Below are 22,488 nucleotides of genomic sequence, written 5' to 3' on the forward strand. Positions count from 1 at the left end.
CTGTCGTGAGGAGACCCACGCCACACCTGACGAAACGGAGTGTTGCCCCGCAGAAGTTGTGACGAAAAGGCGTGCGGCTATCCGTTGATGACAAGACGATCGCCGAGCGGTCTACTCAAATGCACGTCAAGTGAACCGAACACCGCCACGAGAACGCACATCCTGTCCGCAGCCTCGGGCAGCGCCCCGGTGTGGAGAGTGATGACTACCGCGTCATCGGTTTCGTCGAGCGTTGTGTATGCGCCGTAACATTCCGGCGTTCCGGTCACGAAATGAACAGCAACCGTGGTGTCGTCCACTTCCGACCACGACTCGAACATGGTCGGCGCGGCGCCGACGATGTCCGGGCGATCCTCGAACATCGTGCCGATATCGGTGTCGTCGACCTCCGTGGGGACCGGCGATTCCCGGACCCAATCGGCGGGAACAGCGCCCTGCGCTGCAAGCACTTTCGGAGTCCCGACGCCGGCGTTGGTACCTGCAGCGAAGGTACATCCCGCCAATGCCAGGGCCGCCAGAACGGCGAGAGTGATTACGCGCATGCATCCACCGTAACCCTGGTCATGCGAGTAGTGCCGTGACCAGCGCAATTGCCGGAATTGATATCAAAGTGGTGACAAAGGCGCTGTCTCGGGCCAACACCATTCCGCGACGATAACGACTCGCGTAGATGAAGACGTTCTGAGCTGTCGGCAAGGTGGAGACGACCACGATCGCAAACAATTCGTGACCGTCGATGCCGAGCAGGTAATGCGCCATCAGATAGGCGAGCACCGGTTGGACGACGATCTTGAGCGTCGACGCCAATGCCACGTCCCGGCGCGGACTGGAGCCTTTCTCGAGCACCCGCACGCCGTACAGGGACAGGCCGAACGCAAGCAAGGCTCCGGGTACCGACGTTGCCCCGATCAGTTCGAACGGCTGCATCAGCGGCCGCGGCGGAACCCAGCCGATCAGCGCGACGATCAGACCGGCCGCACCCGCGAGCACGATCGGGTTCTTGAACGGAGCGGTCACCGTGTCGATCAGTGACAGCTTCTCGGCGTCTCCGCGCAATGCCGTCAGATCGAGGATCGTCAAAGCGATCGGGGAGTACACAACGATCTGGAACAACAGGAGCGGCGCCACGAAGGTCGCGTCACCGAGAACGAAAACGGCGATCGGGATACCGAGGTTCGCCGAATTCACGTACGACGCGGACAGTGCGCCGATCGTCAGTTCGGGAAGTGGTCGATGCAGCCAGAGTTTTGCGATCACGACGTACAGAGCGCCGACGCCGAAGGCTGTTGCCGACGCAACTGCGAGGGTGGGTGAGAAGATCACCGACAGATCGGACGACGCGAGGGTCGTGAACAGCAGCGCGGGCGTTGCGACGAAGAAGACGAGGCGCCCGAGAACGAATTGGCCCTGGCTACCCAGCGTGCCGAGGCGGCCGAGCAGATAGCCGATCGCGATGACAACAAAAATGACGGTGAAACCCGCAATAACTCCCGACACGCTGCGGGCACCTCTCGACTGGAATGAACGACTTCGGGAAATCTTAGTCCGGGCAACAAAAAGGTCGCGCAGTCGAGTGACTGCGCGACCTCTTCGGTACTTCTACGTTTGACTACCGTGCTGCGGTGAAGGGGAGCAACGCCATTTCGCGTGCGTTCTTGACTGCTACGGCGACCTGACGCTGCTGCTGCGGGGTCAGGCCCGTGACGCGACGGCTACGGATCTTGCCGCGGTCCGAGATGAACGTGCGAAGCAAGTTGATGTCCTTGTAATCGACATGCGTGATCTTCGCTGCGAACAACGGGTTCTTCTTGGGCTTACGTCCCTCTACGGGGCGTGGCTTCTTCGACGGTGAACGCTTGACTGCCATCCGACTTCCTTACCAGCTCGACTTGTGTACGCCAGGCAGTTCCCCACGGTGCGCCATTTCTCGCACGCGAATCCGGGATAGCCCGAACTTCCGCAGGTGGCCGCGCGGACGTCCATCCGCAGCGTCTCGATTGCGCAATCGTACCGGACTCGCGTCACGTGGTAGACGTTGCAGGGTCGCTTGGGCCTGTGCGCGCTCCTCGGGGGAGCTTTTCGGGGAGCGAATCGTCTCCTTCAGAGCGGATCGCTGCTCCGCGTACCGCGCGACTACTACCCGTCGCTGGTTGTTCTTGGCGATCTTCGACTTCTTCGCCATACCTACTTCTCTTCTCGGAAATCGACATGCTTGCGGAGTACCGGGTCGTACTTCTTCAGGACGAGTCGATCGGGGTCGTTGCGGCGGTTCTTGCGGGTCACGTACGTGTAGCCGGTGCCTGCGGTGGACTTCAGCTTCACGATCGGACGGATCTCGTTGCGGGCCATCTGCTCAGATCTTCTCGCCGCGGGCGCGGATTCGGGCGACGACGGATTCGATGCCGTCGCGGTCGATGGTCTTGATGCCCTTCGTGGACAGCGTGAGGGTGATACGACGCCCTTCGCTCGGCAATTCGTACGTCTTGCGCTGGATGTTCGGGTTCCAGCGGCGGTTCGAACGTTTGTGGGAGTGCGAGACGGATTTTCCGAATCCCGGCACCCGTCCGGTCACTTGGCAGTGAGCCGACATGAGTGTTCCTTTCAGATTGCAGATGACAATCATTTTCGACAATGCGGTGAGATCAATGTAGCGTTCATCTTCGGTAATGACAATCATTCCCAGAAAGGCTGCGCTGTGAACACGATCCTGGACGGCAGGACTCCGCTGGTCCTGGTCGCCGGCATGAGCGAAACCACCGCACCGACGGCACGTGCACTACTGCGGGCCGGAACGGTGCTGGTGCACCACGACCTGAGTCACGTCCGCGAGGGAGTCGTTCGACGGACGATCACGACAGTCGCCGGCAACACGGTCTCGGAACGGGAGACCATCCTCGAACTCGCACACGGCTGCGTGTCCTGCACACTCCGCCAGGATTTACTGCCGCTGCTGCGTCGACTACACGCTCGCAGTTCGGTTCAGCGCATCGTCCTGCTGCTGGATCGCCAACTCGAACCCGAAGCGTTGTGCTGGGCGATCGAGCACGTCGTAGTAGCCGGAGTGGTCGGTCAACTGGACGGTCCGGCCGACCGAGATGTTCGCATCGACGCCGTTGTGACCTGCATCGACGCCGGAAGCTGGCTCACGGACGCGCTCAGTGACGAAGCCATCGACGACGACCGGACACTGGCTCAGGTCGTCGTCGGTCAGGTCGAATTCGCCGACGCACTTGTCGTGCAAGGAATGGCAGATCTCGACAGCTGGCAACGAACCCGCCTGGGAGCCGTCCTGGCGCGGCTCGCGCCACGGGCACCCGTCGTCGATGCGGGCGGTGACATCGACAAGGTGCTCCTTGCGGTGCCGGACGATTCCAGACGCGGTGAACTCTCCGACGCGCACTCGCCGCTGCTGCGCTTTCAGCCACCGCTCAACGAGGACAGCGGAGTGATGCTCGTCGAGTTCACCGCCAACCGCCCGTTTCATCCCGGACGTCTACATGACGCGATCGACGTCCTGCTCGACGGCGTCGTGTGTTCGCGTGGACGAGTGTGGGTGGCGACGCAACCCGGAGAAGCGCTGTGGCTGGAATCCGCCGGCGGCGGCCTGCGGGTTGCGAGCGCAGACACGTGGCTGGCGGCCATGACCGCCGAGGAACTGGAGGGCGTGCCGGTCGAGCGACGCGTACTGGGCGCTCTGAAATGGGACGAGCGTTTCGGTGACCGAGAGACCTCGATGGTGGTGCTGGTGTGCGATGCCAACCCGCTCGAGATCGACCGAACGCTGCAACACGCGTTGGTCACCGACGAGGAACTGGCCGACGAAAAATCGTGGTCTACCTGGGACGACCCATTCGGCGAGTTCCACGAGGACCCGTGTGACGAATCCGAATCACCCTACGCAGAAACCGAATCGACCCGAGAGGCAAACGAATGAAAAAGCAACTGCATCCCGACTACCACCCCGTGGTGTTCCAGGACGCCAGCTCCGGCAAGAGCTTCCTCACCCGTTCCACCGTGACGAGTGACCGAACCACACAATGGGAAGACGGCAACACCTACCCACTGCTGGTAGTCGACGTCACGAGCGACTCGCACCCGTTCTGGACCGGAGCGCAACGCGTCATGGACACCGCTGGTCGCGTCGAGAAGTTCGAGCGTCGCTACGGAAAGCGCACGGCACGCTGATGGCTGTTCCCAAGCGGAAGATGTCCCGCTCCAACACACGTAGTCGACGGGCTCAGTGGAAAGCGACACCGCCCGATCTGGTCGAGGTCACAGCCTTCGGCCAAACCCACAAGGTTCCCCGACGGCTGGTCAAAGCAGTTCGACTCGGGGTGATCGACCCTCATCGCATCTGACCGTGCGATCCTTGGCCGGTGCTGCTGTCGATCCTCGAACTGGTGGGCATCGTGGCGTTTGCCGCTTCCGGTGCCCTGGTGGGCGTCACCAAGCGTCTCGACATCTTCGGGGTGTGCTCGGTGGGCGTGTTCACCGGTATCGGCGGCGGCATCGTCCGCGACGTCCTACTCGGCGTCCACCCACCGAGTTCGCTGAGCAGCTGGCCGTACTTCGGAACGGCGGCACTCACGTCGCTGGTGGTGTTCTACCTGCACGAGCCGTTCAACCGACTGCGCCGTGAGATCCTGGCGCTCGACGCGTTGGGCATGGGCCTGTTCGCCAGTACCGGAACCGTCATCGCTCTCGAGAACAACGCCAGCGGACTTGCCGCGACGCTGATCGGTGCCACCGCGGCAATCGGCGGCGGCGTGATCCGCGACGTCCTCGTCAACGAGGTGCCGTTGCTGCTGCACAAGGACCTCTACGCCGTCCCGGCGCTCCTCGGCGCTGCGTTGGTGGTCACAGTCTCGGCGTTGGGGTTGTCCACGAACGGGGCCCTCGTGGTCGGCACCGCGTTTGCCGCAGTCTTCAGATTGCTTGCGCTGTGGCGTCATTGGAGCCTGCCAGGACCACGCCGAACCGAAGACTGATCGCGACACGCCGAACCTCCCGAACGGGACCCTCTCAGCCCTATCTCAGCACTTCAGTCCAAACTGTCGGTATGCGTATTTTGGTGGTCGACGACGACCGGGCGGTTCGCGAGTCGCTCCGGCGCTCGCTCAGCTTCAACGGCTACACGGTCGAACTGGCGGTGGACGGACTCGACGCACTCGAGAAGATCCTCGCGAACCGACCGGACGCCGTGGTTCTCGACGTCATGATGCCGCGCCTCGACGGACTCGAAGTGTGCCGTCGACTGCGCAGCGCCGGCGACGATCTCCCCATCCTGGTGCTCACTGCCCGCGATTCCGTCAGCGAACGCGTCGCCGGTCTCGACGCCGGTGCAGACGACTACCTTCCCAAGCCTTTCGCCCTGGAAGAACTGCTCGCCCGGCTGCGCGCCCTGCTCCGCCGAACCGCACCGGATCCCGACGCCGACTCCGAGATGATGACCTTCGAGGATCTCACCCTCGACCCGGTGACCCGTGAGGTTCGGCGAGGCGAGCGATCCATCAGCCTCACCCGAACCGAGTTCTCGCTGCTCGAAATGCTGATGGCCAACCCGCGCCGCGTCCTCACTCGCGGCCGTATTCTCGAGGAGGTGTGGGGATACGATTTCCCGACCTCCGGCAACGCGCTCGAGGTTTACGTCGGCTATCTGCGTCGTAAAACCGAGGCCGACGGCGAACCGAGGTTGATTCACACCGTGCGCGGTGTCGGCTACGTCCTGCGGGAGACACCACCGTGATCGCAGCACCCTTCGGTAAGAACACGGAGCCGAAGACTTCGAGCACATCGAACGGATCGGCGGCCGGGATGCGTCCGCCGATGCCGCTCACCCGGTCGGTGTCGCTGCGCTGGCGGGTCACGTTGCTGGCTGCGTCCGTCGTTGCGGTGGCCGTCGCCGTCATGGCCATCGCGGCCTATGCGGTGGTTTCGCGTGCGCTGTACGCCGACGTTGATCACCAGTTGCGCACTCGCGCATCGGTTCTCATCGACAGCAACATCGTGCGCTTCGATCCTCGGTACATCACCGGTGCCACCCTGTACACCACCGATATCAGTGTGGCCCTGGTCTTTTCGAACCTCGATACGTATCAGCCGCCAGGCTCCGACGTGCCGATCGGCGAACCCGAACTCGCCGTCGCCCGCGGCACAGCAGAGTCGTCGCTGCGAACCGTCGAAGGCCAGCGCGTGCTGGCGCAACGAACCCACGACGGCAGCACTTTGGTGATCGCGCAGCGTTTGGAGCCGACCGTCGCAGTGCTCGATCGACTTGCCTGGGTGCTGTTTGTCGTCGGTGGCTGCGGCGTCATCCTTGCCGCGGTAGCCGGTACGACAGTGGGGCGCACCGGTTTACGACCTATCGCGCGATTGACGGATGCCACCGAACGCGTTGCCCGAACCGACGATCTGACACAGATACCCGTAACCGGCAGTGACGAACTGGCGCGGCTCACCGAGAGTTTCAACACCATGCTCCGGGCGCTCGCCGAATCCCGGGAACGGCAGAGCCGACTCGTCGCCGACGCCGGTCACGAACTTCGCACACCGCTGACATCGCTCCGGACCAATATGGAGCTGCTGATCGCGTCGAGTAGGCCAGGGGCACCACAAATTCCGGACGAGGACATGGCGGAGCTGCGAGCCGACGTCGTGGCGCAGATCGAAGAACTGTCGACTCTTGTCGGTGACCTCGTCGACCTCGCACGCGAAGACGCACCCGAAACCGTGTACGAGCGGGTCGATGTCAGTGACGTCGTTGAACGCTCGCTCGAACGTGCGCGTCGACGCCGCAACGAAATCGAATTCGAGGCCGTGACAACACCGTGGTTCGTCTACGGCGATCAAGCGGGACTCTCGCGTGCCGTACTCAACGTCCTCGACAACGCCGCGAAGTGGAGCCCCAAGGGTGAGCAGGTGCGCGTCGAGATGCGTCCTGTCGGTCAGGGTCTGTTGGAACTGACAGTAAGTGATGCGGGACCGGGCATTCCGGAGGAAGATCGGGAGTTGGTGTTCGATCGTTTCTACCGGTCCACCGCTGCGCGTTCCATGCCGGGATCCGGTCTGGGACTTGCGATAGTGCGGCAGGTAGTGATCAAGCACGGTGGCACCATCGCGATCGAGGAATCCGATCGTGGTGGGGCACTGGTTCGGATCGTGCTTCCCGGGGAGCCAGGTCCGATCGCAGAATAATTGGACATAGTGGGTAATGTCTTCAGCGGGAGTGCTTTTCGAAAAGTGTGCGGGGTGCGCAGAATGCTCACTGCAAACTCTGGGCAAAGTGACAGGTGAGTCTCAGCGGCTTCTCAGCAGCGCAAGGCAGTCTTGTAGTCAACAGAGTTGTGGCCAACCATGTTGGTGGTCACCGAGACGAAAGCGAGCCGATGACCGAGGACCGTAACACTGGGCCGAACCGGCCCGAGCAGCCCGACAACGAACCCCAGCCGACGCAGGCCCAGCCGACACAGGCCTACCCGACTCAGCAGAATCCTGCCCAGCAGAACCCCACGCAGGCTTATCCGACTCAGCAGCATCAGCCGCCGACGCAGGCCTACCCGACCCAGCAGCATCAGGCGCCGGGTTACGGGCAGCACTACGGCGCGCATGAGGCCGCCCACCAGCAGCCCTCGCCCTATCAGAGTGCGGCGAGCGCCGCCGGGCCTGCCGGACCAGGAGGCCCCGCTGGACCGGGAGGCCCCGTCGGACCAGGCTCTGACACACCGATTCCGGCTCCGCTGCGCGGACCCAACGCCGATCCGGCTCCGGCCAAGAAGCCGAAGCGTATGGCGCTGGTCGCCGGTGCACTGGCCCTGGTGCTGGTCAGTGGCGGCGTCGGCGGTGCGGTCGGCGCGATCGTGGCGGACAACAACAACGGTGGCAGCGGCACAGTCACCAACTCGCTCAACGCTGCCAAGCCGACGGCAACCAACACGTCCAACGCGCCGGCCGGTTCGGTTCAGGCCGTTGCCGAGAAGGTAGTGCCCAGCGTGGTCCAGATCGAAGTGGCCACGGCGCAGGGCTCCGGCGGTGAAGGATCCGGCGTGGTTCTGTCCTCCGACGGTCTCATCCTGACCAATAATCACGTTGCCGGCGCGGCAGGCGCGCAGTTGAGTGTGTCGTTCTCCGACGGCAGCAAGGCATCGGCCAAGCTGGTCGGCGCCGATCCTGTTTCCGACATCGCCGTCATCAAGGTCGACGGCCGTAATGATCTGACACCGATCGACCTGGGCAATTCGGCTGACGTAGTAGTTGGTCAGCAGGTTGTGGCAGTCGGTTCGCCGTTGGGGCTGGCCGGAACGGTCACCGAGGGCATTATCTCGGCACTCAACCGCCCGGTGTCCACCAGCGGTGAGTCCGGCAACCAGAACACCGTCATCGATGCCCTGCAGACCGACGCAGCCATCAACCCGGGTAACTCGGGTGGCGCACTGGTCAACATGGACGGACAGTTGATCGGCATCAACACGGCCATCGCGTCGCTCGGAGCGTCGTCGGGCACGCAGGGTGGTTCGATCGGACTCGGCTTTGCCATCCCGATCGATCAGGCGCGACGTGTTGCCAACGAGCTGATCGAAACCGGCAAGGCCACTCAGGCCATGATCGGCGTGACGGTGCCATCACAGGACAGCGCCGACGGCGCGACAGTCATGGACGTCACCGCTGACGGTCCGGCCGCCAAGGCCGGAATCCCGAAGGGCGCTGTCATTACGAAGGTCGACGATCGTGTTGTCGCAGACGGTGATTCGCTGATCGCGGCAGTTCGTTCGCATGCTCCCGGTGACAAGGTGTCGATCACGTACACCGATGGTGGCCAGACCAAGACCGTCGAGGTCACTCTGGGAACCGCACCGGCACAGGGCGGGCGATGACAATTGGTGATCTGCCGACGATCACCCCGATCTTCGGCCGGATCGCAACTGATTCGGGGCGCGGCACTACGGTAGGAGTCATGGAACTCGAAGCCACATCGGCCGGCCGCGCCCTGGTTGTCATCGTCGACGATCGCACAGCTCACGGTGACACCACCGACTCCATCGGTCCGCTGGTCACCGAACTGTTGAACGAAGCAGGTTTTCACGTCGACGCGACGGTTGCGGTCGCCGCTGACGAGGTGGAGATCCGGAATGCACTCAACACCGCGGTGATCGGTGGTGTCGACTTGGTGATCTCGGTCGGCGGCACCGGCGTGTCACCGCGCGATGTGACACCGGACGTGACGGCCGAGGTGCTGGATCGGGAGATTCCGGGAATCGCCGAGGCACTGCGCGCGTCCGGTCTGTCCGCAGGATCGCTCGAAGCAGGCTTGTCTCGTGGTTTGGTGGGCGTCTCGGGCAGCACCGTCGTCGCCAACCTGGCGTCGACGCGCCCCGCGATTCGTGACGGCATGGCAACTTTGACGGCTTTGGCGGGTCACGTGATCGCCGAACTGTCCAGCCTCGAGGGCTGAGCAGAGTTGTCCGACGACAACGGCTCTGGCAAGAAGGACAAGTCCTCTGGCAAGAAGCCTGTCGACAAAGAGGCTTTGGCACGCATTTTCGGGGACGTGTTCCCGGAGACCACGTCAGACGAGCGTGATCCGCAAGGATCATCCGGTTCGTCGGATGACGAGTGGTTACGCAGGCAGGTTCCGCCGCATCACGGTGGTTGACGTACAACACACATCAGGCCCGCCCGGACATTCCGGGCGGGCCTGATGTGTCAGATGAGCGCTAGTCGAAGCTCTTGGCGTGCGCGCCGGAGTCGGGGTCCGTCGCGCCGGAAGCGAGGATGTCGCGAATCTGGATGAGCAGATCGGTTTCGCTGGCTTCCTTGTCCTCGGGTTCGGTGGCGAACTTCTTCTTGGCCGCGTTCGCGGGAACGATCAGCACGAAGTAGACGACTGCCGCGACGATGACGAAGTTGATGATCGCGGTGACCACGGCACCGATGTTCACGAAGGTCTCGGCATTGCCGGCGATGATTTCTTTTCCCCAGCCCAATTCGTCCGATCCACCGATAGCGGCGATCAGTGGGTTGATGATGTTCGACGTAAAGGCTGTGACGATGGCGGTGAACGCTGCGCCGACGACCACTGCAACGGCCAGGTCCAGAACATTTCCGCGGAGCAGGAAGTCTTTGAATCCCTTGAGCATTTCGGTGTCCCCCGAATTGTGTGTGAGGTGAACGTGGCGGTTCTCCGGCGAGAGCCGACTGCAAAAATCCTAAAGGAGCAAGCACCAATATGTTTGCTCACTTGAACGTCACCGTGATTGCGCTGACGAGCGATGCGGCCGCGACGCGGGTCGCAGCCTCGGTGGGCAACGCCAGCATGATCACCTGTTCTCGCTGGTTACGTGTACTTTCTGCAGCAGTGACCAGGACCACGACGGCGTCGGACGCAAGAATCGTGGGGTTGCTGTCGTTTGTCTGCTCGTTCGGAGTGTCGGGCCCAACTGTGAGCACGTCGACAATGTCTCCGCTACGGACAATGTCCGAAACAGCGGCATCGGCGAGCCGGACCGGGACAATTCGAGCGTCGTCGGTTCCCGTGGACTCACGGGCCAGGCGCGAGCCGAGAACCCGGACATCGGTGACGATTTCTCCGCGGCGAACAGGCCCGGCGACGGTACTGCCCACCACGTCACCGACCTCGGTGAGCGTTCCGTCGGGGAGGTGGTCGGCCGGGAACTCACTGATTCCGAGATCGTCGACGGTGACAAGTTGTCCCGGAGCAACATCGCGGGCGGCAGTGACAACGCGAACGATATCGGTGGCGGGATCGCCGCGAAACAGCAGTGCTATTCCGAGCCCGGCAAGAGTGAGGGCAGCGATTTTTCGAACTGTCGCGCCGCGCGCACGGTTCGGTTTGGTGATCTCAACCAACCGGTCGACGACGCTGGGCGTGAGATCGACGTCACCGAAATTCTGTGATCCGGGTCGACCCTGACTCCGAGAGTGCGCTCGGAACAGCCCTGACAGGAATGGTTGTCGCATAGACAAACGGTAGGGCCGGAAGCGTGCTTTCCGGTCCTACCGATATTTGTCTGTGCACAACCTCGCGGTTGTGGAGAAAGTTGTGCTCGAACTAGCTGGCGGCAGCCTTTGCAGGAGCCGGAGTGCTGGTCGACGACGAGGAAGACTCGGACTTGGTCGACGACTCGGACTTTGCGGCCGGAGCGGAATCGCTCTTGGCGGGTTCGCTGGCCGTGCCGGAGCCACCTCGGCTGTCGGTGCGGTAGAAACCGCTGCCCTTGAACACGATGCCCACCGAGTTGAACAGCTTGCGGAGCTTGCCGGAGCAGGCTGGGCAGACCGTCAGCGAATCTTCGCTGAACGACTGGACGATGTCGAAACGGTTGTCACATTCCGTACATGCGTATGAGTAGGTAGGCACCGGGCTTCCTCCGCATTGTGATCTAAGTGCTTCATCAGGTCTGGCGAGTGCTGTCGAGCCAGTTCTGACACCGCAGCCCTTAGCACTCTACAAGTGACAGTGCCAACAGCGCTAATTACGTGTCCATTCCCACTGTCCGAGAAATGGTGGCGGACGCCTCATCGGCCCAGTCGGGTCCAACCCGCAGTCGGGGTCAGAGCCCAGCCCATCGGAATGTCGTGCGGGTCTGCGGGGAGCCGTTCCACGAGTTCGGAGTCGCGAACTACCGCGACGAGCCTGGCAGTCGGCGACGCCAACCCCAGCGTGCGGTCGTAGTACCCGGCGCCGCGTCCCAACCGAGTGCCGTGCAGATCCACCGCGAGAGCCGGGACAAAAATTGTGTGGGCGAGCGCAACGGTTTCCGGTGGCAGCACGGGTCCGACGGGTTCGCGTAACCCGTACGCAGCGGGGCGAAGTGCGTCGACGCCCGTGTATTCGACCCAGGACAGGGGACCGGGTGTGCCGGTGATCGGCAGGAGAACGCGATCTACGACGGCTGCCAGTGCGTCCAGCAGGTCAGTGGTTCCGGGTTCGGTTCGGGTAGGAACGTAGGCGCACACAGTCGTCCCCGGGATTGTCAGATCGATCGAGTGCGCGGTGAGAGCCGATGATTCGGTGCTCCGAGTTTGCTCGGATATCGCACCCCGCTCGGTCAGCACTGATTGTCGCCATTGCGCTTTTTCTCGAGGTTCCACCACTTCACGATAAGCATCGTGCTGACCATTGGGTAACAAGCTGCCGTTAGGGTGTTGGCATGACAGACGTGGTCGCTAGCAACAAGAAGGCCTTTCGCACGGCCGTGGTTCCTGCTGCAGGATTGGGCACCCGCTTCCTGCCGGCCACCAAGACTGTTCCCAAGGAATTGCTGCCGGTCGTCGACACACCGGGCATCGAACTGGTTGCCGGTGAGGCCGCCGATTCGGGCGCTGAGCGACTGGTCATCGTGACTTCGCCGGGCAAAGACGGCGTTGTTGCCCATTTTGTCGAGGACCTCGTCCTTGAAAGCAAGCTGGAGGCGAGTGGAAAGCTCGCTCTCCTGGCCAAGGTGCGTAAGGCGCCAGGGCTCCTCGAAGTCGACTCCGTGATCCAGGATCAGCCGCTCGGACTGGGACACGCGGTCGGTTGCGCCGAAGCTGTCCTCGACGACGACGAAGATGCGATCGCAGTTCTGCTGCCCGACGATCTCGTGTTGCCCAGAGGTGTGCTCGAAACTATGGCCAAGGTGCGCGCCAAGCGCGGCGGTTCGGTTTTGTGCGCCATCGACGTTCCCAAGGACAAAGTCAGCGCGTACGGCGTCTTCGACGTCGAGATCGTGCCGGACGCCACCAACCCCGACGTCCTCAAGGTCATCGGAATGGTCGAGAAGCCGTCGATGGAAGATGCGCCGTCCACGTTTGCTGCCGCAGGTCGATACCTGCTCGATCGCGCCATTTTCGACGCACTGCGACGCATCAAGCCCGGAGCCGGTGGTGAGTTGCAGCTGACCGATGCCATCGCGCTTCTCATCTCCGAAGGCCATCCCGTGCACGTCGTCGTTCACCGCGGTACTCGACACGACCTCGGAAATCCCGGCGGTTACCTCCGCGCTGCGGTTGACTTCGCACTGGACATGGATGACTACGGCCCGTCGTTGCGAGAGTGGTTGATCGCTCGTCTCGAACGATAAGGACCAGTTCGGACATCTCCGCACAGCAGTTGACGCAGGATCGAGATGACCGGCCAATCGTGTGGCAAGGCATCATGGGCTGCGGGTAACACGAGTTTCGCGACAAAGTAGGAGGACGCAGTCCATATGCGGTCGGTTGAGGAGCAGCAGACCAGGGTCACAGCCGCTGCAGTTGCGCCCCGGCCGGTTCGTGTCGCTATTTCGGAGGCGCAGGGGTTGCTCTGCGCCGAGGAAGTGGTTACCGAGCGGCCGCTGCCGGGGTTCGATCAGGCCGCTATCGACGGATACGCAGTCCGTAGCGTCGATGTTGCGGGTGCCGGAACGGACCTGCGTGGTGAGGACGGCGAGCCGATCGACTTGAGCCTCCCGGTCGTCGGTGAGGTCACGGCCGGTTCGCGTCAGCCGATCCGGCTGCAGCCCCGGCAAGCTGTGCGCGTCGACACCGGCGCGCCGCTGCCCACGCTGGCCGATGCGGTCCTACCGCTGGAGCAGACGGACGGTGGCCGTGCCCGCGTGCGAGTCTTCGCGCCGGTGCGCTCAGGTGACTACGTACGACGCGCCGGTGACGACGTGCAGCCGGGTGATGTCGCTGTTCGAGCGGGAACCATCATCGGGGCTGCTCAGGTCGGGCTGCTCGCGGCAGTGGGCCGGGACAAAGTTCTGGTGCATCCGCGTCCGAGGCTCTCGGTCATCAGCGTCGGCGGCGAACTGGTCGACATCGACAGAACTCCTGGACCCGGCCAGGTCTACGACGTGAATTCGTATGCTCTGGCCGCGGCCGCCCGCGACGCCGGAGCCGACGTCAACCGGGTCGGTATCGCCGGATCCGACGCTCGCCGCTTGCGTGAGGTCGTCGAGGGACAGTTGATCCGATCCGAGATCGTGGTCATCGCCGGTGCTGTCGGCGGTGGAGCGTCCGACGAGGTCCGCGATGCTCTGGCCGAACTGGGCATGCTCGAAGTCGAGCGGGTTGCGATGCATCCGGGATCCGTTCAAGGGTTCGGCCAGCTCGGGCGTGACGAGGTACCGACGTTCCTGTTGCCGTCGAATCCGGTCAGCGCGCTCGTGGTGTTCGAGGTCATGGTCAGGCCGCTCATCCGGATCGCGCTCGGTCGTCGCCAGCCGATGCGCCGCATCGTGAAGGCCCGGACAGTGGGAACGATTACGTCGATCGCGGACCGTAAGGGATTCCTGCGTGGACAGTTGATGCGTGACGAAGCAACGGGGGAGTACCTGGTCCAGGCCCTCGGCGGCGCTGCGGGTGCGTCGTCCCACCTGTTGGCGACGTTGGCCGAAGCGAACTGCCTGGTTCTCGTCGACCGTGATGTCACCGAAGTGCAGATCGGTGAAGAAGTCGACGTCGCATTTCTCGCCCAGCGTGGCTGAGTCACGGTTGGTTCACTTCCGGTGCGCCGCTTCGACTTTCCGACCGAATGAGGTGTGATGTCAGTCCATCCCGGATGGCCCGAGAAGCTGGGCCCGATTCGTGTGGCTGCCGGTGTGGTCACCGTCCGGCCGATTCGGCTGCGTGACGCGTCCGCCTGGAGCAGATTGCGCATTCGCGATCGCGAGCACCTCGAGCCGTGGGAACCGACCGGCGAATCACCGTGGGACGCCAGACATCACATCACCGTGTGGCCGTCGTTGTGCGGAAGTCTGCGATCCGAGGCGCGCAAAGGCCGGATACTTCCGTGGGTGATCGAGCTGGACGGCAACTACTGCGGCCAGATCACGGTCGGCAACATCGTTCGCGGCGCTCTGCGTTCCGCCTGGGTGGGCTATTGGGTTGCGTCCGACGTCACGGGTGGTGGTGTGGCGACAGCAGCGGTGGCGCTCACGCTGGACCATGCTTTCTCCCGAGTGGGATTGCATCGCGTCGAGGCAACTGTTCGTCCGGAGAATTCGTCCTCGCGCGCTGTGCTCCACAACGTCGGCTTCCGTGAAGAGGGACTCCTTCGCCGGTATCTCGACGTCGACGGGCAGTGGCGCGATCACGTGCTTGTCGGGATGACGATCGAAGAGATTCCCACCACAGTTGTGGATCGGCTTGTGCGCGCCGGTCGGGCGTCGTGGGTATGAAGTCCCTAGTTAAAAGGTAGTTACCGCCCCAATTGGCATCAAAATGACCGAGGCAGGTCATTGTGAGTTCAACTTTTCCTGCGACAGATTCCGGCGGATCGGTCAGTTCGGTTCGGTACGCGTGTGACACATGAGTAAGGTGGGGTTCGGCGCGTCGGCAACGATGCGAGCCGGTTGGCCGTTAACCTTGATTCATCAACGGCTGGCATAGGTGCTGGTAGGTGATCGGGAGGAGGTCGCGGCATGCCTAGTTCATTCGTGTGGATCGGGCTCGTGGCCGTCTGGTTGTTCGTCCTCGTGCCCATGCTCGTGAACAAGCGCCCCCGGATCCGCCAGACCAGCGAAGCGGCTCTTGCGACTCGCGTACTGCACCGCGGCGACAGCAATCCTGTGCGACGCGGACCGGCAGCCGGACATCGAAGCGATCCGAACTGGCAACCAGAACCAGTGCGCAGCGGCTACGACGCGGAGGACCAGATGGACACTCACGCAGAAGACAGCGACTACAGCGGCGGACGTGCCCCGGTCAGGGAGTTCGTGCCTGTTCGACGCGGACGCGGTGGATTCGATCCCGAAGCTGATGCCGTCGCCCGAGAAGCGCGCTACACATTTCGTCAGCGCACTCTTCTCGGACTTGCCTTCGTCTCGATCATGGCCGGCGCACTCGCGCTGATCGTCTCGCCCCTCGTGTGGTGGCTCTGTGCCTTGTCGTTCGCCGGCCTTGTCGGTTACCTGGCATATTTGCGTCGGCAGGTGCGGATCGAGCAGGAGATTCGTCGCCGTCGCACGGAACGGCTCAACCGGTCGCGCCTTGGCGTCGAATCACACACTGACGAGGAATTGCGTCTCATTCCTTCGCGTCTGCGCCGACCGGGCGCAGTAGTCCTGGAGGTTGACGACGGCGACCCCGCGTTCGATCACCTCGATCACTACGAGGAAGTGCCGATGCAGTCGGAAATGCGACGCGCATCGGGGCAGTAAAACGTCCACCGTTCGGAAGGCGGGTAACTCGAGGCGCGGACTTCGGTCCTGCTAGAGTTGCCGAGCACCCGCTTTCGGGCGGCGGCAAGGGGCTGTGGCGCAGTTGGTAGCGCGCTTCGTTCGCATCGAAGAGGTCAGGGGTTCGATTCCCCTCAGCTCCACCACGTAGTCACCCGCAACAGGTCCTTCAGTAAGTACTGAGGGGCCTGTTTTCGTTTCAGACCGCTCGGTCGACAAATCGCGCAGACTCGCGAAGAATGTGCGGGTGTGTGCAGGTTCATAGGGTCGTTTGGGCTCATCACAACCCGTTTCGAAGCGGTTGAGGCATGATCCTTGGTGAGCCAGTTATTTTCTGGACATGTAACGACCGTGGTGTAGCGACGATAACCCCACTGTGTCGCTGGGATCGTGCATGCAGCTAGAACGTATTTTGTCGGGAGGAACTTGATGAGCCAGCCGCGACGGCTAGCCATGGCGCTTGTAGCTGTCCTGTGTCTGACAGGTGTGGGGTTCCTCGCGATTTCTGTCTTTCCGACTGTCGTTTCGGCGCAACCAGGTGCAGCCGACAACACCACCGGTACTGAAATCGCCGACGACAATCCGAGTGCCGACGCCCTCCGCCCTGGCGGCAACGGCAATAACGGCAACGGCAATAACGGCAACGGCAATAACGGCAACGGCAATAACGGCAACGGCAATAACGGTTGCGGTAACAACGGCAATGGTTGGGGTAACGGTTGCGGCTGCGGCAATAACGGCAACGGTTGGGGTAACGGATGTGGTGGTTGCCACCACCATTGCCCGACGACAACCCCTGTAGTGACCACGACAAGTCCAGCGGCGACGACAACAACTCCGGTGGTGACGACGACGACCGATCCTGTGGTGACGACGACTACCGATTCGGAAGTTCCGACGACGGACCCGACCGAACCGGAAGTTCCGACCACGACTACTGATCCTGTCGTGACCACGACGACTGATCCTGTGGTGACGACGACTACCGATTCGGAAGTTCCGACGACGGACCCGACCGAACCGGAAGTTCCCACGACGACTACTGATCCCGTCGTGACCACGACTACTGATCCCGTCGTGACCACGACCACGACTACTGACGCTGTCGTGACGACGACTACCGATTCGGAAGTTCCGACGACAGGCTCGACAGAATCCCAGAGGCCGAGCCAGTCGACTGAAGTGTTTGCAAGTACTGAAGTGTCTGCAAGTACTGAGGCGCCTACTAGTTCAGAACAGCCCAGCGAAACTTCGGCAGCGGCAGCTCCGGCCGGGCCCGAAAATCCGCAGGGCCCGTCTGCTCCGGGTGGGGCGCCGTCGCCGGGGCCATCCGGTGGTGCAGGTGACGCCGCAACGCCGGCAGCACCTCAAATCTTGGCTGCACCGGCACCGATCGCTGTTGCGGTGCAATCCGATACCCCGAATTCCTCGGCCTCGACACAAAATAACGACCCGCAAGCTCTCCCGGTGGTCTTCACCTCAGGATTGCCTCCAATTCAGAATGCTGCTGCGGTAGTAGGCGGCCTTGCGGGAATGACGTTGGTTGCGGCGGGTGCAGGTGCGTTGACGTTCAGAGGCGCGTCGATGCAGAAGGCTCGATTGACAGCGGCGCGGGCTGAGTTCCTGGCACCCCGATCCGGAAGAGGTGTGTAGGAAAGTGCCGACAAACAGACGATCGCATCGTCGAGTTCTCGCCGCGGTGGACGCGGTGTGTGATGCTGCGGCATCGTCGGAGGCGGTGAATTTGTTGACGGTTGTCGAGGCGGTGGCGCTCGAGCGTGAGCGGCCGATCGAGATCGATCTACAGACTCCGTTGGCGACGGGGGTGTGCGGTCAGCGGCGCGCGTTCGACGACCATGACGTGATCGTTCTGGCCCCCGGCTTACCCAACGTCGAGCGAACTCTTGCGCATGAGTTGGGGCACATCGTGTTTCGGCATGAAGGGGCGGAGATTGCGGAGGCGACGTTGGAAGCGAGCGATGATCTGATCGCGTACATGCTGAGCCAGCGATCGTTGCGCCGCAATGAGCCGGTTCCCATGGATGATCTTGCAGAGTGGGAAGCGGAGACCTTTGCTTCGATGCTGTTGATGAGGTTGAAAACGATGAGTGGCCGTGGGACGCCGTTGTCGGTGCTGCGGTACGACGAGGCGATCGGATGATCGCTTGGGCTATTGCCTTGGTGGTGTGGATCGCGGCGGGTGCAAGACTGGGGCGCGTGGTGGCGCGAGTTGCCACGCCGCTGCGTACGGCCATGGTTATCGTCGGATTTTGTGTTGCGTTGATGGTTACGGTGATTGTCCCCGGGGTGTGGGACATCGTGGACAGAATTTCTCCCGATCAGCACTTTGCGGCGATGGTTGTTGTTGTGCTGTGGGTGTTCTTGTCGGCGGCAAGCGCGGTTGGTGCGGTTTCGGCGTGGCCTGTGATGACGCGTTCGGCGATGCGCGGCGTTGCGATCGTGTTGTACACGGTCGGGTTGCTTGTTTCGATAGCCGTGGCGGTCGGTTATTCGGTTCCGGCTTTGCTCTTTGTCGTTGTCGCGCTGGCGCTGGTTATCTCGACCGGGTTGCGGCACGTTGCGTGGGCGCCGTTGGGTCGCGGAATCGGACTCATCGTGGTGGGTTCGATGATTTTGTTGATTGTTGTCGTGGTCATGCTGGTCGAGTCGGTGCGTGGGGCGAACGCACTCGAGTCGGGTATCTGGTCCGGCGCCGGCGTCCAGTTCGTGTCGGTGGCGGGGCTACTGATCGCGTTGGGTATCACGTGGATGCTGACCGAGACGTGGGTGCGCGCGCGTTTGGATCTGAAGCGACTGCGGGGCATGCACGGCCTGCTGGTGAAGCGTTTTCCGGAGGTTGTGGATGCTGACAGCGCGGCAACCACAACAGTGCTCAAAGCGTCGGACATGATCGCGCAGATCATGGACGCCATGTACATCCAGGCGGGTGCCGGTTTGTTCGACGTCGGGGGGAGGGAGCCACCGAGGTCGCTCGCCACTCATTCCGCGATATTGACCGAGTGGATTGTGAATCCACTGGAATCAGATGTTCTCGATACCCGTTGGATTGCGCCTCCTGACGGTATGTCTGCCAGGAGATGGGTTCTAGTTCTGGCCAGGGATTACGACAAGCTTGAACCCCAGCCGAATACGACAAAAGCAGGCCGATAGGTGTCGATCGACCTGCTCAGTGACGTCCAGGGACAGCCCTGGCCTCGCGTCAACGTGACGCGTCTGGTGGAACTTCAGGTAGTCCTTCGCTTGCGCGGAGCTTTTCGGCCATAGTCGTGAGAAGGTTCTGGGACTCTTCAGACAGATCGAACGCTCGGCTCGACAGTCGACGCAGACCGTAACCCTGGAGCTGTGCGAGCAGTTCGAGGTCGTGATCGATCTTCGCGGCATAGATGTCGTTGAAGAAGTAGTCGGGCTTCACTTTGAAGAAGCGCGCAAAAGCAGCGACGGTCTCGTCCGACGGGTTGGTGCGTTGTCCCGAGCGGAGCTGTGAGATGTACGGCTTGGAGATCTGGTGGCCGTCCTCGATCAACGCGGAGGCAACCTCGGCGTTGGTGTGGGGCTTGCGCCCGGGAGGATGGACACTGTCGAACAATTTGTTCAGTCGTTCTGCAAAGTCAGCCATTGTGAACCGCCCCGTAATCCTCTCTATCAGCGATTGTTTCGTTCAGCGAATCCCACGATATCACGCGGATAACCGATTGGTAGCTCGCTGTAGTCCATTCAGTGGGCTCGGGTCGCAAAGTCGGGTTCTGTGATTAGGGGAGCTCCGAGGCGGATTCCGTCGAGTTCGGGGGCAATTTCAGGTCCGTCGATATCGCAATAGGACCATTTATGCGGGAACTGCGGACCTACTCCAGTGCTGCCTATTGTCACCATAACGAACCGTTTACCCGTTTTGCGTGCAGTAGCTATACGTTAACCCGGTTTTGGCGGTTCTTTCGGTTCGAATAATCGCAGTTCAGCCCCCGGTTGACTGCAGTTAACCTGCAGAAGCTGGCCTTATCGGGACTTCTGGCCCGAATTGCCGAGATGTGGCCCACAGTCTGCTGCGCAGAGGGCGGTCGGGGTTTACCGAAAAGGGCGTTCGCCACTAGCCATGGCCTGATGGTTGGCGCAAAATTGTGACATGAAACACATCATGAGTGACGAAGAGTTACGCCGAGCGATTCGTGCCCTCCAAGATCGCGCCCTCGATGCGCGCAAGCGTGGAGACCGTGAAGCAGCAGACGCAATCGAGCGCACCATGCGTGACTATCAAGACCAGATGGCGCACCGCTTGTAGATAAATGCACCATGGTGATGGTCCCCGGCGAAGGGGACATAAGCCCTGCCGGCAGGTGCTGCGTGCGTACACTTCCCTTCCATGTCCACAGTGCTAGCGCGGGGGAGTGTAAAGCCATGTCGATAAGGTCGCTCGATGGAAAGAAATGCCTGATCACGGGTGCGGGTAGCGGGATCGGTCGAGCTACGGCGATCGCGGCGGGCGCTGGCGGGGCAGAGTTGTTTCTCACGGATATCAACAGTTCCGGTCTTGATGAGACCGTCGAAATGGTGTCCTCGGCCGGCGGTACCGTCAGCGTGGCAGAAGCGTTCGATGTTTCCGATTACGACGCCGTATCGAAATTCGGCGCAGAAGTGGCTGAGCAGTTCGGATCGATGGATGTCGTGATGAACGTTGCCGGCATATCGGCGTGGGGAACAATCGAGAATCTCGAGCATCGGCACTGGCGATCCATGGTGGACGTCAACCTCATGGGTCCCATTCATGTCATGGAGACGTTCATTCCGCCGATGATCCGCGCCGGAAAGGGCGGTCATCTGGTCAATGTCTCGTCGGCCGCCGGACTGCTCGCTCTGCCCTGGCATGCGGCATACAGTGCCAGCAAGTTCGGTCTACGTGGCGTGTCAGAGGTGCTTCGGTACGATCTGAAGCGTCACGGTATCGGCGTGAGCCTCGTTGTCCCGGGTGGGGTGAAGACTCCGTTGGTGGGCACCGTCGAGATTGCGGGTATCGATCGGGAAGACCCGCGGGTCAAGTCATTGGTCCATCGATTCGAGAAGCGGGCGGTCTCCCCGGAAAAAGTGGCGGCATGCATTCTCTCCGGAATCGAGAAGAATCGATATCTGGTTTATACGTCCAATGACATCCGGTTCGGTTATTGGTGGGCTCGCAAGTTCTCTCCGCCCTATGAATTTGTTATGCAGAAAGCGAACGACCAGTTCGCCAAGCTGTTACCACGCTCGTAATTAACTGTCGGTTAGGACCTGTGTCGAACTCGGATAGGGACCAAGGTCACCAAAATGTCAAAGAGCTTTCGATTTGGTATCGAATTCAACTTTCCGCCCGAGCGTGTCCATGCGGCATTGACGGATACCCGGTATTGGATGGTCCGACTTGGCGACCTGTATTCCAAAGCCGTTATCGAAGTCGGGGGTGGAGCCATAACGGTGTCGTTAGCCGACAATCTCGAATCGTCGGCATTGCCGGGGCTGATTGCAAAGCTGGCTCCGGACCGACTCGGCGTCGAGCGAGCTGATCGGTGGGGTCCGCTCTCCGACGGCCGGGCCGTCGGATCGGTGACCGGGAGAACACACGGATTGCCTATCCGCATCGAGGTCGACCTCGAATTGGCTGAGTCAGGCGAAGCTCGTTCCGTTCTGAACGTCGATGGCTGGGCCGAGGTGAAGATTCCGGTTGTCGGCGGCCAGATCGAGAGGCTGTTGAAGAATATGGCCCAGGATCTACTGCGCCGCGATCACGACGCTGTCGAAGCGTTCCTCCTGAATCCCTGAACGCTAGCTACTCGTCGACGCGATGAAGCTCGGCATGCAGATGATGAGTGAGGGGCGTCTGATCGTGTGCCATCCAGATGTCGTACGTCAGCGTGTCTTCGTGAACCCGCATTACGCGTCGTACATCGACGACAGGCTTGGCGTCCGGTGACGCCGCCAGTGTGAACAGTGTGAAGGCAAGAGTGCCATCGGCGTCGATGCTTCCGCGGTGGATCTCCACGAAACCGGTCGGCTGCGTGATCAGCAACTCGAGCTCGTTGCCGGAGACCGGGCGCAAGTATCCCGATTCCATGTGAAGCGGGCGGCCGTCGGGCAAGCCACGTGTGCGTGAGCTGTACGTCAGAAAAGGTTTGGGGGTCGGAGCGAAGACGATTTCCTCGGAGTACTCGAAATCGTCGATCGTCGGAAAGTGCCCGCTACCCGTGCCGGCCCAGCGTCCACGCAACAACTCGACCCCTCGGTGCTCGTTCTCGGGTCGCTGTGGTGCCGTCATGGTGGTTCCTCTCACTGGTGTCGGCCATCA

33 protein-coding genes and 1 tRNA gene are annotated in these 22,488 nt (G+C 62.0%); 21 read left to right on the top strand and 13 right to left on the bottom strand.

The genetic code is table 11. The features are described from left to right. Positions 1-77: 77 nt before the first annotated feature. From FFI94_RS07070 to rpmB, 6 genes are all read right to left on the bottom strand, one after another. Positions 78-542, bottom strand: coding sequence for a hypothetical protein (locus tag FFI94_RS07070; RefSeq protein WP_138872359.1), 465 nt, complete (start codon positions 540-542; stop codon positions 78-80). A gap of 19 nt (positions 543-561) precedes the next feature. Continuing rightward, the gene (locus FFI94_RS07075) at positions 562-1,497 is read right to left on the bottom strand and encodes an AEC family transporter (RefSeq protein ID WP_138872360.1); all 936 of its coding nucleotides are present in this window, start codon (positions 1,495-1,497) and stop codon (positions 562-564) included. Positions 1,498-1,609: 112 nt separating this feature from the next. Then, on the bottom strand, positions 1,610-1,867 hold the full coding sequence (gene rpsR, locus FFI94_RS07080; RefSeq protein ID WP_003946414.1) for a 30S ribosomal protein S18: 258 nt from the start codon (positions 1,865-1,867) through the stop codon (positions 1,610-1,612). A 9-nt stretch (positions 1,868-1,876) separates the two neighbouring features. Further along, entirely contained in the window at positions 1,877-2,182 is a 306-nt protein-coding gene (gene rpsN, locus FFI94_RS07085; RefSeq protein ID WP_138872361.1) for a 30S ribosomal protein S14, read from the bottom strand. A 2-nt stretch (positions 2,183-2,184) separates the two neighbouring features. Further along, the gene (gene rpmG / locus FFI94_RS07090; RefSeq protein ID WP_003946358.1) at positions 2,185-2,349 is read right to left on the bottom strand and encodes a 50S ribosomal protein L33; all 165 of its coding nucleotides are present in this window, start codon (positions 2,347-2,349) and stop codon (positions 2,185-2,187) included. 4 nt (positions 2,350-2,353) lie between these two features. Beyond that, positions 2,354-2,590 (bottom strand): 50S ribosomal protein L28, encoded by a 237-nt coding sequence (gene rpmB, locus FFI94_RS07095; protein ID WP_138873644.1) that lies wholly within the window; start codon positions 2,588-2,590, stop codon positions 2,354-2,356. Positions 2,591-2,695: 105 nt separating this feature from the next. Between rpmB and mrf the strand changes: the two genes are divergently transcribed. From mrf to FFI94_RS07140, 9 genes are all read left to right on the top strand, one after another. Further along, positions 2,696-3,934: a ribosome hibernation factor-recruiting GTPase MRF gene (gene mrf, locus FFI94_RS07100; RefSeq protein ID WP_138872362.1), complete on the top strand. Its 1,239-nt coding sequence runs from the start codon at positions 2,696-2,698 to the stop codon at positions 3,932-3,934. Further along, complete coding sequence (locus tag FFI94_RS07105; RefSeq protein ID WP_138872363.1) at positions 3,931-4,185, top strand: type B 50S ribosomal protein L31; 255 nt, start codon at positions 3,931-3,933, stop codon at positions 4,183-4,185. The genes mrf and FFI94_RS07105 overlap by 4 nt, the downstream gene beginning before the upstream one ends. Beyond that, a complete protein-coding gene (gene rpmF / locus FFI94_RS07110; protein WP_138872364.1) occupies positions 4,185-4,358 on the top strand; it encodes a 50S ribosomal protein L32 in 174 nt (57 codons plus the stop codon). The genes FFI94_RS07105 and rpmF overlap by 1 nt, the downstream gene beginning before the upstream one ends. 18 nt (positions 4,359-4,376) lie before the next feature. After that, positions 4,377-4,988, top strand: coding sequence for a trimeric intracellular cation channel family protein (locus FFI94_RS07115; RefSeq protein ID WP_138872365.1), 612 nt, complete (start codon positions 4,377-4,379; stop codon positions 4,986-4,988). Positions 4,989-5,059: 71 nt separating this feature from the next. Next, positions 5,060-5,746: a response regulator transcription factor gene (locus tag FFI94_RS07120; protein WP_033234232.1), complete on the top strand. Its 687-nt coding sequence runs from the start codon at positions 5,060-5,062 to the stop codon at positions 5,744-5,746. A 68-nt stretch (positions 5,747-5,814) separates the two neighbouring features. After that, a complete protein-coding gene (locus tag FFI94_RS07125) occupies positions 5,815-7,194 on the top strand; it encodes a HAMP domain-containing sensor histidine kinase (RefSeq protein WP_260684462.1) in 1,380 nt (459 codons plus the stop codon). Between the two features lie 191 nt (positions 7,195-7,385). Beyond that, on the top strand, positions 7,386-8,870 hold the full coding sequence (locus FFI94_RS07130) for a S1C family serine protease (RefSeq protein ID WP_138872367.1): 1,485 nt from the start codon (positions 7,386-7,388) through the stop codon (positions 8,868-8,870). Positions 8,871-8,950: 80 nt separating this feature from the next. After that, entirely contained in the window at positions 8,951-9,448 is a 498-nt protein-coding gene (locus FFI94_RS07135) for a molybdenum cofactor biosynthesis protein B (protein WP_179300869.1), read from the top strand. 6 nt (positions 9,449-9,454) lie between these two features. After that, on the top strand, positions 9,455-9,649 hold the full coding sequence (locus FFI94_RS07140) for a hypothetical protein (RefSeq protein ID WP_138872368.1): 195 nt from the start codon (positions 9,455-9,457) through the stop codon (positions 9,647-9,649). A 61-nt stretch (positions 9,650-9,710) separates the two neighbouring features. Here the strand turns inward: FFI94_RS07140 and mscL are convergent, their stop codons facing one another. The 4 genes from mscL to FFI94_RS07160 all read right to left on the bottom strand — a co-directional run bounded on the left by mscL (position 9,711) and on the right by FFI94_RS07160 (position 12,108). Continuing rightward, entirely contained in the window at positions 9,711-10,133 is a 423-nt protein-coding gene (gene mscL / locus FFI94_RS07145; protein WP_138872369.1) for a large-conductance mechanosensitive channel protein MscL, read from the bottom strand. Between the two features lie 97 nt (positions 10,134-10,230). Then, on the bottom strand, positions 10,231-10,974 hold the full coding sequence (locus FFI94_RS07150) for an SAF domain-containing protein (RefSeq protein WP_138872370.1): 744 nt from the start codon (positions 10,972-10,974) through the stop codon (positions 10,231-10,233). Positions 10,975-11,065: 91 nt separating this feature from the next. After that, positions 11,066-11,374 carry an FmdB family zinc ribbon protein gene (locus FFI94_RS07155; protein ID WP_138872371.1) on the bottom strand — a complete coding sequence of 103 codons (309 nt, stop codon included), beginning with the start codon at positions 11,372-11,374 and terminating at the stop codon, positions 11,066-11,068. A gap of 158 nt (positions 11,375-11,532) precedes the next feature. Next, on the bottom strand, positions 11,533-12,108 hold the full coding sequence (locus tag FFI94_RS07160) for a 5-formyltetrahydrofolate cyclo-ligase (protein WP_138872372.1): 576 nt from the start codon (positions 12,106-12,108) through the stop codon (positions 11,533-11,535). A gap of 59 nt (positions 12,109-12,167) precedes the next feature. Between FFI94_RS07160 and FFI94_RS07165 the strand changes: the two genes are divergently transcribed. From FFI94_RS07165 to FFI94_RS07185, 5 genes are all read left to right on the top strand, one after another. After that, positions 12,168-13,079 (top strand): UTP--glucose-1-phosphate uridylyltransferase, encoded by a 912-nt coding sequence (locus tag FFI94_RS07165; RefSeq protein WP_138872373.1) that lies wholly within the window; start codon positions 12,168-12,170, stop codon positions 13,077-13,079. A gap of 126 nt (positions 13,080-13,205) precedes the next feature. Further along, the gene (gene glp, locus FFI94_RS07170) at positions 13,206-14,465 is read left to right on the top strand and encodes a gephyrin-like molybdotransferase Glp (RefSeq protein ID WP_138872374.1); all 1,260 of its coding nucleotides are present in this window, start codon (positions 13,206-13,208) and stop codon (positions 14,463-14,465) included. Positions 14,466-14,522: 57 nt separating this feature from the next. Next, positions 14,523-15,158 (top strand): GNAT family N-acetyltransferase, encoded by a 636-nt coding sequence (locus FFI94_RS07175; protein ID WP_138872375.1) that lies wholly within the window; start codon positions 14,523-14,525, stop codon positions 15,156-15,158. 243 nt (positions 15,159-15,401) lie between these two features. Then, the gene (gene glpR, locus FFI94_RS07180; protein ID WP_138872376.1) at positions 15,402-16,139 is read left to right on the top strand and encodes a gephyrin-like molybdotransferase receptor GlpR; all 738 of its coding nucleotides are present in this window, start codon (positions 15,402-15,404) and stop codon (positions 16,137-16,139) included. An 88-nt stretch (positions 16,140-16,227) separates the two neighbouring features. After that, positions 16,228-16,303, top strand: a tRNA-Ala gene (locus tag FFI94_RS07185). Positions 16,304-16,604: 301 nt separating this feature from the next. Here the strand turns inward: FFI94_RS07185 and FFI94_RS33575 are convergent. Beyond that, positions 16,605-16,931 carry a hypothetical protein gene (locus FFI94_RS33575; protein WP_185993145.1) on the bottom strand — a complete coding sequence of 109 codons (327 nt, stop codon included), beginning with the start codon at positions 16,929-16,931 and terminating at the stop codon, positions 16,605-16,607. On the opposite strand from FFI94_RS33575, the gene FFI94_RS33580 reads away from it, so the two are divergent. The 4 genes from FFI94_RS33580 to FFI94_RS07200 are packed head-to-tail and all read left to right on the top strand — an operon-like array spanning position 16,925 to position 19,328. Continuing rightward, entirely contained in the window at positions 16,925-17,098 is a 174-nt protein-coding gene (locus tag FFI94_RS33580; protein ID WP_185993146.1) for a hypothetical protein, read from the top strand. The two genes, FFI94_RS33575 and FFI94_RS33580, sit on opposite strands and share 7 nt — an antisense overlap. 7 nt (positions 17,099-17,105) lie before the next feature. After that, positions 17,106-17,810, top strand: a complete 705-nt coding sequence (locus tag FFI94_RS33585) for a hypothetical protein (RefSeq protein ID WP_185993147.1) — start codon at positions 17,106-17,108, stop codon at positions 17,808-17,810. Positions 17,811-17,856: 46 nt separating this feature from the next. Further along, on the top strand, positions 17,857-18,318 hold the full coding sequence (locus FFI94_RS07195; RefSeq protein ID WP_045069236.1) for an ImmA/IrrE family metallo-endopeptidase: 462 nt from the start codon (positions 17,857-17,859) through the stop codon (positions 18,316-18,318). Then, positions 18,315-19,328, top strand: coding sequence for a hypothetical protein (locus tag FFI94_RS07200; protein ID WP_138872378.1), 1,014 nt, complete (start codon positions 18,315-18,317; stop codon positions 19,326-19,328). Before FFI94_RS07195 ends, FFI94_RS07200 begins: the two co-directional genes overlap by 4 nt. Before the next feature lie 49 nt (positions 19,329-19,377). Here FFI94_RS07200 and FFI94_RS07205 read toward each other — a convergent pair whose 3' ends face one another. Next, entirely contained in the window at positions 19,378-19,794 is a 417-nt protein-coding gene (locus FFI94_RS07205; protein ID WP_033234244.1) for a helix-turn-helix domain-containing protein, read from the bottom strand. A 504-nt stretch (positions 19,795-20,298) separates the two neighbouring features. Between FFI94_RS07205 and FFI94_RS33590 the strand changes: the two genes are divergently transcribed. The 3 genes from FFI94_RS33590 (at position 20,299) to FFI94_RS07215 (ending at position 21,965) form a co-directional block, all read left to right on the top strand. Next, complete coding sequence (locus tag FFI94_RS33590; RefSeq protein WP_185993148.1) at positions 20,299-20,454, top strand: hypothetical protein; 156 nt, start codon at positions 20,299-20,301, stop codon at positions 20,452-20,454. Between the two features lie 116 nt (positions 20,455-20,570). Further along, on the top strand, positions 20,571-21,419 hold the full coding sequence (locus FFI94_RS07210) for an SDR family oxidoreductase (RefSeq protein WP_138872379.1): 849 nt from the start codon (positions 20,571-20,573) through the stop codon (positions 21,417-21,419). Between the two features lie 54 nt (positions 21,420-21,473). Then, positions 21,474-21,965, top strand: coding sequence for a DUF2505 domain-containing protein (locus tag FFI94_RS07215; protein ID WP_138872380.1), 492 nt, complete (start codon positions 21,474-21,476; stop codon positions 21,963-21,965). A 7-nt stretch (positions 21,966-21,972) separates the two neighbouring features. On the opposite strand, the gene FFI94_RS07220 is transcribed toward FFI94_RS07215, so the two are convergent. Continuing rightward, positions 21,973-22,458, bottom strand: a complete 486-nt coding sequence (locus FFI94_RS07220; protein ID WP_138872381.1) for an FABP family protein — start codon at positions 22,456-22,458, stop codon at positions 21,973-21,975. Positions 22,459-22,488: the final 30 nt, after the last annotated feature.

The sequence above is a fragment of the Rhodococcus sp. KBS0724 genome, assembly GCF_005938745.2.
Taxonomy (GTDB): Bacteria; Actinomycetota; Actinomycetes; order Mycobacteriales; family Mycobacteriaceae; genus Rhodococcus_F.

Excerpts from the sequence above, each read along its gene's own strand:
- FFI94_RS07105 (WP_138872363.1), top strand. The coding sequence starts at position 3,931 with ATGAAAAAGCAACTGCATCCCGACTACCACCCCGTGGTGTTCCAGGAC.
- FFI94_RS07205 (WP_033234244.1), bottom strand. The coding sequence starts at position 19,794 with ATGGCTGACTTTGCAGAACGACTGAACAAATTGTTCGACAGTGTCCAT.
- FFI94_RS07125 (WP_260684462.1), top strand. The coding sequence starts at position 5,815 with ATGCGTCCGCCGATGCCGCTCACCCGGTCGGTGTCGCTGCGCTGGCGG.
- FFI94_RS07210 (WP_138872379.1), top strand. The coding sequence starts at position 20,571 with ATGTCGATAAGGTCGCTCGATGGAAAGAAATGCCTGATCACGGGTGCG.
- FFI94_RS07135 (WP_179300869.1), top strand. The coding sequence starts at position 8,951 with ATGGAACTCGAAGCCACATCGGCCGGCCGCGCCCTGGTTGTCATCGTC.
- FFI94_RS07200 (WP_138872378.1), top strand. The coding sequence starts at position 18,315 with ATGATCGCTTGGGCTATTGCCTTGGTGGTGTGGATCGCGGCGGGTGCA.
- rpmF (WP_138872364.1), top strand. The coding sequence starts at position 4,185 with ATGGCTGTTCCCAAGCGGAAGATGTCCCGCTCCAACACACGTAGTCGA.
- mscL (WP_138872369.1), bottom strand. The coding sequence starts at position 10,133 with ATGCTCAAGGGATTCAAAGACTTCCTGCTCCGCGGAAATGTTCTGGAC.
- FFI94_RS07215 (WP_138872380.1), top strand. The coding sequence starts at position 21,474 with ATGTCAAAGAGCTTTCGATTTGGTATCGAATTCAACTTTCCGCCCGAG.
- rpmG (WP_003946358.1), bottom strand. The coding sequence starts at position 2,349 with ATGGCCCGCAACGAGATCCGTCCGATCGTGAAGCTGAAGTCCACCGCA.
- rpsN (WP_138872361.1), bottom strand. The coding sequence starts at position 2,182 with ATGGCGAAGAAGTCGAAGATCGCCAAGAACAACCAGCGACGGGTAGTA.
- rpsR (WP_003946414.1), bottom strand. The coding sequence starts at position 1,867 with ATGGCAGTCAAGCGTTCACCGTCGAAGAAGCCACGCCCCGTAGAGGGA.
- FFI94_RS07120 (WP_033234232.1), top strand. The coding sequence starts at position 5,060 with ATGCGTATTTTGGTGGTCGACGACGACCGGGCGGTTCGCGAGTCGCTC.
- FFI94_RS07130 (WP_138872367.1), top strand. The coding sequence starts at position 7,386 with ATGACCGAGGACCGTAACACTGGGCCGAACCGGCCCGAGCAGCCCGAC.
- FFI94_RS07070 (WP_138872359.1), bottom strand. The coding sequence starts at position 542 with ATGCGCGTAATCACTCTCGCCGTTCTGGCGGCCCTGGCATTGGCGGGA.
- glp (WP_138872374.1), top strand. The coding sequence starts at position 13,206 with ATGCGGTCGGTTGAGGAGCAGCAGACCAGGGTCACAGCCGCTGCAGTT.
- FFI94_RS07175 (WP_138872375.1), top strand. The coding sequence starts at position 14,523 with ATGTCAGTCCATCCCGGATGGCCCGAGAAGCTGGGCCCGATTCGTGTG.
- FFI94_RS07165 (WP_138872373.1), top strand. The coding sequence starts at position 12,168 with ATGACAGACGTGGTCGCTAGCAACAAGAAGGCCTTTCGCACGGCCGTG.
- FFI94_RS07150 (WP_138872370.1), bottom strand. The coding sequence starts at position 10,974 with ATGCGACAACCATTCCTGTCAGGGCTGTTCCGAGCGCACTCTCGGAGT.
- FFI94_RS07220 (WP_138872381.1), bottom strand. The coding sequence starts at position 22,458 with ATGACGGCACCACAGCGACCCGAGAACGAGCACCGAGGGGTCGAGTTG.
- glpR (WP_138872376.1), top strand. The coding sequence starts at position 15,402 with ATGCCTAGTTCATTCGTGTGGATCGGGCTCGTGGCCGTCTGGTTGTTC.
- FFI94_RS33590 (WP_185993148.1), top strand. The coding sequence starts at position 20,299 with ATGAAACACATCATGAGTGACGAAGAGTTACGCCGAGCGATTCGTGCC.
- rpmB (WP_138873644.1), bottom strand. The coding sequence starts at position 2,590 with ATGTCGGCTCACTGCCAAGTGACCGGACGGGTGCCGGGATTCGGAAAA.